This is a genomic window from Streptomyces sp. URMC 123 (assembly GCF_051386515.1).
Lineage (GTDB): Bacteria > Actinomycetota > Actinomycetes > Streptomycetales > Streptomycetaceae > Streptomyces.
Map to the genome: position 1 here is coordinate 1 of NZ_JBPQTV010000277.1, position 8,610 is coordinate 8,610.

7 protein-coding genes are annotated in these 8,610 nt (G+C 74.1%); all 7 read right to left on the reverse strand.

Annotated features, from left to right (window positions below):
* Positions 1-1,000 precede the first annotated feature (1,000 nt).
* The 7 genes from ACSNOD_RS24560 to ACSNOD_RS24590 all read right to left on the reverse strand — a co-directional run bounded on the left by ACSNOD_RS24560 (position 1,001) and on the right by ACSNOD_RS24590 (position 8,224).
* Complete coding sequence (locus tag ACSNOD_RS24560; protein ID WP_436769215.1) at positions 1,001-2,398, reverse strand: hypothetical protein; 1,398 nt, start codon at positions 2,396-2,398, stop codon at positions 1,001-1,003.
* Entirely contained in the window at positions 2,395-3,174 is a 780-nt protein-coding gene (locus tag ACSNOD_RS24565) for a SigE family RNA polymerase sigma factor (protein WP_436769216.1), read from the reverse strand. The genes ACSNOD_RS24560 and ACSNOD_RS24565 overlap by 4 nt, the downstream gene beginning before the upstream one ends.
* A gap of 264 nt (positions 3,175-3,438) precedes the next feature.
* On the reverse strand, positions 3,439-4,578 hold the full coding sequence (locus ACSNOD_RS24570; protein WP_436769217.1) for an aspartate-semialdehyde dehydrogenase: 1,140 nt from the start codon (positions 4,576-4,578) through the stop codon (positions 3,439-3,441).
* The gene (locus tag ACSNOD_RS24575) at positions 4,575-5,846 is read right to left on the reverse strand and encodes an aspartate kinase (protein WP_436769218.1); all 1,272 of its coding nucleotides are present in this window, start codon (positions 5,844-5,846) and stop codon (positions 4,575-4,577) included. Before ACSNOD_RS24575 ends, ACSNOD_RS24570 begins: the two co-directional genes overlap by 4 nt.
* Positions 5,847-6,190: 344 nt before the next feature.
* Positions 6,191-6,895: a DUF5063 domain-containing protein gene (locus tag ACSNOD_RS24580; RefSeq protein ID WP_436769219.1), complete on the reverse strand. Its 705-nt coding sequence runs from the start codon at positions 6,893-6,895 to the stop codon at positions 6,191-6,193.
* A gap of 107 nt (positions 6,896-7,002) precedes the next feature.
* On the reverse strand, positions 7,003-7,602 hold the full coding sequence (recR, locus tag ACSNOD_RS24585) for a recombination mediator RecR (protein WP_436769220.1): 600 nt from the start codon (positions 7,600-7,602) through the stop codon (positions 7,003-7,005).
* Between the two features lie 283 nt (positions 7,603-7,885).
* The gene (locus ACSNOD_RS24590) at positions 7,886-8,224 is read right to left on the reverse strand and encodes a YbaB/EbfC family nucleoid-associated protein (protein WP_436769221.1); all 339 of its coding nucleotides are present in this window, start codon (positions 8,222-8,224) and stop codon (positions 7,886-7,888) included.
* Positions 8,225-8,610 lie beyond the last annotated feature (386 nt).

Genomic DNA, 8,610 nt, shown 5'->3' on the forward strand with positions numbered 1-8,610 from the left:
CGCCGCCGCACCCCCACGGCGGTGCCGCCCCACCCCGTCCGGTGGCCGCTCCCCGGGCGGAGGGCCCCCGCCGCGCCGACCGCGCCCCACCACGGCCCGGACACCCCAAGCCGGCCCCGGGCCGGCCGGCACCGCACGGGCGGGGCAGTCGCCAGGCCGCCGGGCACAACGGCCGGCCCCAACGCCGCCGGGCGCAGCGGCCAAGCCCGCCAGACCGGGCAAACGTTGCACAGCGCGTTGCGGGCACCACGGCGCCGCAGGGCCGACGCCTGCTCCGACGCACCGCGGACACCGGCTCGCCGCTGGCGGACGCCCTGTCGCCGGCCGTGGGCAGGCCGGCCGCGCGGCGGGTGAAGCGCGGGGCTCCGACCCGCCCGGCGGCCGGGGCGGGAGCGCCGGGCACCGGACCGCCGCCCGGCGGGTGCGCCGCACTCGGCCACGGCGGGCCACCCCTGCTTCGGCCCGCCACCAGGCAGGCGCACTATGGCCAGCCCTGCGGGCTGGCCAGGACTTCCCCGGGGGCGGGCACCGGACCGCCGCCCGGCGGGTGCGCCGCACTCGGCCACGGCGGACCGGTGGCCTCCGGCCCGTCGCCGGGCGACGGGCCAGCTCGCGGGGCGAGCGTCCGGAACCGTGGAGGACCCGCCCGGCGCCGCACGGGCGGGGCAGTCGCCAGGCCGCCGGGCGCAACGGCCGGCCCCGGCGCCGCACGGGCGCGGCGGCCGAACGTGCCAGGTCGGGCAGCGTTTACACAGCGCGTTGCGGCACCACGGCGCCGCGAGGCGGGCGAGGCTTCGCTTCCCTTGCCACGACCGCGGGCCCGGCAGGGAGCCGCATCCGGCTCCGGCGCGGTCCGCCGTCGGGTGGCCGGAACGGCGGACGGCCTTTGGCCGGCCCCACGGGCCGCCGCCGACTGGGCTTCCTCTTGCCGACCACCGGCGGGTCAGGGCCTGCGGCCCCGCCGGGCGCCGGCAGGTGCCCGGCTCGGGGGCACCCGGGGTTACGGGGTCGTGGGGAGGGCTCCCGTGCGGTAGATCGTGCCGGCGCACGCGTTGGGGATCGTCGTGTCCGCCGCGGCCGGTTCGCCGACCTCGGGGGTGTGGCTGAGGACCACACTCGCCTCCGGCTTGAGCGTCGTGCCACCCGTGCCGCCGCCCGCGGTGCCGCCGCCGCCCGCCGTCTCGCCGTCGGGGTTGCCGGCCGCGCCGGCGCCCGAGGACTCGGCCTTGGCGCTCTTCGTGTCCGTGCCCTCCGCCGGCGGCGTCGCGCCCTGGGACGGCGTGCCGCCCGGCTCCGGGGAGGCGGTGGGGGCCGCGCAGCCCCCCGCCCTGCCGTCGGCCGGGACCCAGGCGAACTTCACCTCGTACGCCTGTCCCGGTTTGAGGATCAGCCGCTCCTCGTCGAGCGTCGGGGCGGGCAGGCCCGTGGCCGCGTCGCCCGTCGTGTGGTCGACCACCTGGATGCGGGAGCTCTCCGCGCCGCCCTTCGCGGTGGCCATGACCCCACCGCCACCGTCGACCGTGCAGTCGCTGCGCGAGGTGTTGACGACGCGGAAGGCGCCGTAGACCTTGCCGTCGCGGTCGGCGGGGGCGGTGTAGGCCGTGCCCCGGCCGAGCTGGTCGCGGGAGCACAGGGGCGAGGAGACGGCCATGGTCCCGGTCGGGTCGGCGGAGCCGGCCGGGGCCGTGCCGCGCGGCTCCTGGGGCTCGCCGGGTTTCGTTCCGCTCCGGTCGGAGCGGGGCCCGTCCCCGGGCTCGGTGCCGGGCCGCCGGTGCGAGTGGTCGTGGCCGGGGGCGGAGTCCATCACCCCGTCCATGCCGCCGGGGTCGCGCTGGCCGTGGCCGGCGTTGGCGGGGCGGTCCCCGGCGACGTCGGCGGAGCGCGCCACGTGCACCAGCGCGGGCACGGCCGTGCCCGCCAGGATCACCGCCGCGGCGGCGCCCACCAGCGCCTGCCGCCGCCGGGCGCGCCGCGCGGGGACCGCGCGCCGCAGTTTGGCGAGGGCCTCGGGCCGGGGATCGATCCCCTCCACGACATCGTGGAGCAGCCGGCGCAGCGCCTCCTCGTCCAGGGGGACGACGGGACCCTCCCCGGGCCCCTCCCCGGCGCGCTCGCCGCCCCCCTCACCGGCGGCGAAACGGTCGTCGAACCGGCCGTCCGAACGGCCGCTGTCACGGGAGGTGTCGGGCATGTCCGCTACGCCAAGTCGTCCGTGGAGCCGGCGGAAAGCGCCGGCGGCTGCGTCATGGTCATCCACCGCACGTTCATCCACCACGTGGTCGCCGTCCGCCGCGCGGCCGTTCACCGCGTGGCCGTCCGCCGCGTGGACATCGCGTTCCGTGGGCGCGCCGGGCCCCTCCGCGGGGCCGTCCGGCGGCCAGGGGGTCTCGTCGGTCATGCGGGGGCCTCCATGGCGACGCGCAGCGCCGCGATGCCCCGCGAGCCGTAGGCCTTCACCGAGCCCAGGGATATCCCGAGCGTCTCGGCCACCTGCGCCTCCGTCATGTCGGCGAAGTAGCGCAGCACGAGCACCTCGCGCTGCCGGCGCTGAAGGCCCCGCATCGCCTTGATGAGCTGATCGCGCTCCAGCTGCTCGTACGCGCCCTCCTCCGCGCTCGCCATGTCCGGCATCGGCTTGGAGAGCAGCTTCAGGCCGAGGATGCGGCGGCGCAGCGCCGAGCGGGAGAGGTTGACGACGGTCTGGCGGAGGTAGGCGAGGGTCTTCTCGGGGTCGCGGACCCGCCCCCGCGCCGAGTGGACGCGGATGAACGCCTCCTGGACCACGTCCTCGCAGGAGGCGGTGTCGTCGAGCAGCAGGGCCGCCAGGCCGAGCAGCGACCGGTAGTGGGCGCGGTAGGTCTCGGTGAGGTGGTCGACGGTGGTGCCCACGGCCATCGCGTCGTCAGCGCCCTCGCGCTGCGACGGAATGCCGGCGGCCGTCCCCGCCGCGCCGGCGGCCCCCGCGGCCCCGGGCGTCCCCGCCGCGGGCATGGGCGCGATCACCGGCATGCCCCCCGGCGCGCGTACCGCGGAACGCCCCGACGGACGGGCCGGCGACTGGACCGGCACATGGACCGACGCACCGCCGGCCGCTCGCCCGCGAGAGCCGAACGGCGGCCGCAGAACCGCGGTGCCGCTCCCGGGAGCCGTCGCCATGCCCAGAACCTCTGCCACGCATGTTGGACACGCTCCCCCCCGTCAGGGTTGTACGCGCGCGCCACCGCCTTTGATGTTGAATCAAATGCCCGCATGCGCACCAGATTTCCTCAATGCCCCATTTTTTCCAGCGACTTTGAGAGACGGCAGCAAAGACGCTCCCCGCCGGTCCGCGGTTGCGGCGGGCGAGGAGCGTCCAGTCGAACAGACCGGCGCCGGGGAGTTCAAGTGGCCTGGACCAAGGTCTTGATCACAGGCTCCGTACGGGGCAGCGAGCGGAGCTCACCGCGCCCCGAGGTCCGCCGCCACGACCTCCGCGATCTGCGCCGTGTTGAGCGCCGCGCCCTTGCGCAGATTGTCACCGCAGACGAAGAGCTCCAGCGCGCAGGGGTCGTCCAGCGAGCGCCGTACCCGCCCCACCCAGGTCGGGTCCGTGCCCACGACGTCCGCCGGCGTCGGGAACTCCCCCTCCCCCGGGTTGTCGCACAGCACCACGCCCGGCGCCGTACGGAGGATCTCGTGGGCCGCGGCGACGGTCACCTCGTTCTCGAACCGCGCGTGCACGGCCAGCGAGTGCGTGGTGACCACCGGGACCCGTACGCAGGTCGCGGTCACCCGCAGCTCCGGCAGCCCCAGGATCTTGCGGGACTCGTTGCGGACCTTGAGCTCCTCGGAGCTCCAGCCGTCCTCCCGGAGCGAGCCCGCGAACGGCACCACGTTGAGCGCCAGGGGCGCCGGGAACGGACCGGTGTCGCCGACCGCCCGCCGCACATCGCCGGGCTGCGTGCCCAGCTCCGTGCCGGCGACCTTGGCCAGCTGCTCCCGGAGCGTGTCGACGCCCTCCTTGCCCGCGCCGGAGACGGCCTGGTACGAGGCGACGACCAGCTCGCTCAGCCCGAACTCCGCGTGCAGCGCGCCGATCGCGACGATCATCGAGAGCGTGGTGCAGTTGGGGTTGGAGATGATGCCGCGCGGGCGCATCCGCGCGGCGTGCGCGTTCACCTCGGGCACCACCAGCGGCACGTCCGGGTCCATCCGGAACGCGCCCGAATTGTCCACGACCACCGCGCCCTTGGCCGCGGCGATCGGCGCCCAGCGGGCGGAGACCTCGTCCGGGACGTCGAACATCGCCACGTCGACGCCCTCGAACACGTCCTCGCCCAGCGCGACGACCTCCACCTGCTCACCGCGCACGGTCAGCTTGCGGCCGGCCGAACGGGGCGAGGCGATCAGCCGGATCTCGCCCCAGATGTCGGCGCGCTCGGACAGGATGCCGAGCATGACCGTGCCGACCGCGCCGGTGGCACCGACGACGGCCAGCGTGGGCTTCCCGGCCCGGGCCGGGGGGCCACCGGCGGCACGGGCGTCGACGGCCCACGGCTCACCCGCGCCCGATCCCATGCCGCCGGTGGCCGGGTTCATCGCCCGGTCCCGCCGTAGACCACGGCCTCGTCCGTCTCGCTGTCCAGGCCGAAGGCGCTGTGCACGGCGCGCACGGCCTCGTTGACGTCGTCGGCGCGGGTGACGACCGAGATGCGGATCTCGGAGGTCGAGATGAGCTCGATGTTCACGCCCGCGTTGGACAGCGCCTCGAAGAAGCCGGCGGTGACCCCGGGGTTGGTCTTCATGCCCGCGCCGACCAGCGAGATCTTGGCGATCTGGTCGTCGTAGCGGAGCGACTCGAAGCCCACGGCGCCCTTGGTGCGCTCCAGCGCCTCCATGGCCTTGCGGCCCTCCGCCTTGGGCAGCGTGAAGGAGATGTCGGTGAGGCCGGTGGACGCGGCGGAGACGTTCTGCACCACCATGTCGATGTTGACCTCGGCGTCCGCGATGGCGCGGAAGATCGTCGCGGCCTCGCCCGGCTTGTCCGGCACCCCGACGACCGTGATCTTGGCCTCGGAGGTGTCGTGTGCGACGCCCGAGATGATCGCCTGCTCCACCTTCTGGTCCCCTTGCGGCTCGTTGCTGACCCAGGTGCCCTGCAGTCCGGAGAAGGACGAGCGGACATGGATCGGGATGTTGTATCGGCGTGCGTACTCGACGCAGCGGTGCAGCAGCACCTTGGAGCCGGAGCTGGCCAGCTCCAGCATGTCCTCGAACGAGATCCAGTCGATCTTGCGGGCCTTCTTCACGACCCGCGGGTCGGCGGTGAACACGCCGTCCACATCGGTGTAGATCTCGCAGACCTCGGCGTCCAGCGCGGCGGCCAGCGCCACGGCGGTCGTGTCCGAGCCGCCCCGGCCGAGGGTGGTGATGTCCTTCTTGTCCTGGGACACGCCCTGGAAGCCGGCGACGATCGCGATGTTGCCCTCGTCCAGGGCCGTACGGATGCGGCCCGGCGTGACATCGATGATCCGTGCTTTGTTGTGGACCGAGTCGGTGATGACTCCGGCCTGGCTACCGGTGAACGACTGCGCCTCGTGCCCGAGGTTTTTGATCGCCATCGCCAGCAGTGCCATGGAGATACGCTCTCCGGCGGTCAGCAGCATGTCGAACTCACGCCCGGCAGGGATCGGGGATACCTGCTCGGCGAGATCGATCAACTCGTCCGTCGTGTCGCCCATCGCCGAGACCACGACGACCACCTGGTGGCCGTTCTTCTTGGCTTCGACGATTCGCTTGGCGACGCGCTTGATGCCTTCGGCATCCGCAACGGAGGAGCCGCCGTACTTCTGCACGACAAGGCCCACGTGCGCTCCTCGACTTGTGTCTTCCGGGGGTCCTGGCATCCGTTGGCAGGACCCTACGGTCCGGCTCAGTCTAACGAGCGGGCGGAATCCGCCCTCCCGATATCGGATGGTGAGACGAGCGACGGCCGGCGGCCGGCTCGGCGGGGTTTCTGCCCGCACCGACCCCGGGCAACCGGATTATGTCCCAGCTCACAGCGGGTACGGGGGCGGGTACGGGTGGTGGCTCGCCGCCGGCGGGGGCGGTGCTCCGGCTCTTCCCCGGCCCGGGAACGGGGCGCCGCACCCGGAAGCGGAACCTCCGGCCAGGCCGGCACGGCACGTACGGGCCCGGCTCGCCGGAAAGGTCAGGACCGGCCCGCGCGCGAGCGCTCGGCCGCCGCCGCCCGGGAGCGTTCGGCCCGCAGCCCCAGCGGCGCGGCGATCTCCGCGGCCATCACCCGGCCCGCCTCCTCCGCGAGGCTCTCGTCGTCGCCCGGGGTGTCCGTGTCGAGCCCGTCCAGCTCCTCCAGCGGGCTGCCCGTACGGATGTGGGCCAGCAGCGACTGCAGGGCGCGCAGCGCGGCCGAGGCGGTGGGACCCCAGTTGGAGAAGTACGAGAACTGCCACCACCACAGGGCCTCGGTGACCCGGCCCGCCCGGTAGTGGGCCATCCCGTGCCGCAGATCCGTGATGATGTCCGCGAGATCGTCGGAGATCCGGCAGGCCACGGGCGTGCTGCGGGGCACGTACGGGTCGAACACCTCGGAGTAGACGTCCGCCGGGTCGAGCAGCACCGCGAAGCGTTCCCGCAGCTCGTCGACGTCGTCCGGCTCCGGGCCGGTGTCCGCCTCGTAGCGCTCGTCCGGGACGATGTCCTCGTGCGCGCCGAGCCGGCCGCCGGCCAGCAGCAGCTGGGAGACCTCCAGCAGGAGGAACGGGATCGCACTGCCCGGCTCGTCGCCCCTGGCCACCTCGGTGACCGCGACGATGAAGCTCTCCACCTGATCGGCGATCTGTACGGCGAAGCTGTCCGGATCGTGCTGTACGGCGTGGAGCGTGGCATCAGACATGGAGAAGTCGTCTCCCTTCGCAGGCGCGGCCCCGCATGGCCCCGCCGGAGGCAGCCGCGGCCGCGACCGGCTCCGCACGGCGGAGACGGCGGCGGCCGGACTCGGTCTCACACATCCAGGAGTCGCCTCCCCTCGAAGGCCCGGCCCAAGGTGACCTCGTCGGCATATTCCAAATCTCCCCCCACGGGGAGGCCGCTGGCCAGCCGAGTGACCTTCAGGCCCATCGGCTTCACCATACGGGCGAGGTAGGTCGCCGTCGCCTCCCCCTCCAGATTGGGGTCGGTGGCCAGGATCAGCTCGGTGACGGTGCCGTCGGCCAGGCGGGCCAGCAGCTCCCGTATCCGCAGGTCATCGGGGCCCACGCCCTCGATCGGGCTGATCGCCCCGCCGAGCACGTGGTAGCGGCCCCGGAATTCCCGGGTCCGCTCGATCGCCACGACGTCCTTGGGCTCCTCGACGACGCAGATGACCGCCCGGTCACGGCGCGGGTCCTGGCAGACCCGGCACTGCTCCTCCTGCGCGACGTTCCCGCACACGGAACAGAACCGGACCCTCGCCTTGACCTCCATCAGCGCGTTCGCGAGACGGCGCACGTCCGTCGGCTCCGCCTGGAGGATGTGGAAGGCGATCCGCTGCGCGCTCTTGGGACCGACGCCGGGCAACCTGCCCAGCTCGTCGATGAGGTCCTGGACCACGCCTTCGTACACGGACTGCCTTCCCTGCTTCCTGTGTGGTTCGTCCACTCACGCTGTACGTACGTCGTGTACGCACTTCGTACGCTAGTTGATGCGCGAGTAAGGCGGGGGTGAGAACGGTGAACCGGGCGGGTGGCCCGGTTCACCGAGCCGGTGGGCGGCCCGGGCGTCCGGCTGGCCGAGCGGGGCCGGGCCGGGCCGCCGGGGCTGGCCGTGCGCGCGGGGCCGGGGCGGCGCCGGCGAGCTGGGCCGGGGCCGGCCGTGCCGGGCTGGGGCCGAGCCGGGCCCCGGGGGCTCAGAACGGCAGGCCGGGGATGCCGCCGCCGCCCAGGCCCTGGGCCAGCGGGCCCAGCTTCTGCTGCTGCAGCGCGTGCGCGTTCTCGTTCGCGGCCTGCACGGCGGCGACGATCAGGTCCGCGAGGGTCTCGGTGTCCTCCGGGTCGACGGCCTTCGGGTCGATGACCAGGCCGCGGAGCTCTCCGGAGCCGGTCACGGTGGCCTTCACCAGGCCGCCGCCGGCCTGGCCGTCCACCGCCGTGGCCGCCAGCTCCTCCTGCGCCCTGGCGAGGTCCTCCTGCATCTTCTGGGCCTGCTGAAGCAGCTGCTGCATGTTGGGCTGACCACCGGGGATCACGAGGGCTCCTGCGCGGCTCGGGAACGGTTTTCCGTCTGACAGCCCGAGCGTAACGCTCGCCGCTCGGCTTTACCCGACGTCCCCGTTGTCGCTTGTCCGTGAGCTGCGCCCGCCCTCCGGGCTCGGTCCGCGCGACGTCCCCGTTGCGGCTTGTCCGTGACGTGACCGTCGCCACGTGTCCGCCCCGAAGGGGCGGGGTCTTTCCCCGGCCGTCAGGCCGGACTCCCTCTCCCCGCCCCGAAGGGGCGGGAATCTTTGCCCCGGCCTTCGGCGCGGGCCACCACCTCACCCCCGGCCGAAGGCCGGGGAATCCTTTCCCGCGCCTCCGGCACGAAGCCCCTTTTCCCGCCCCTTCGGGGCGAAACCCCATTCCCCCGCCCCAAAGG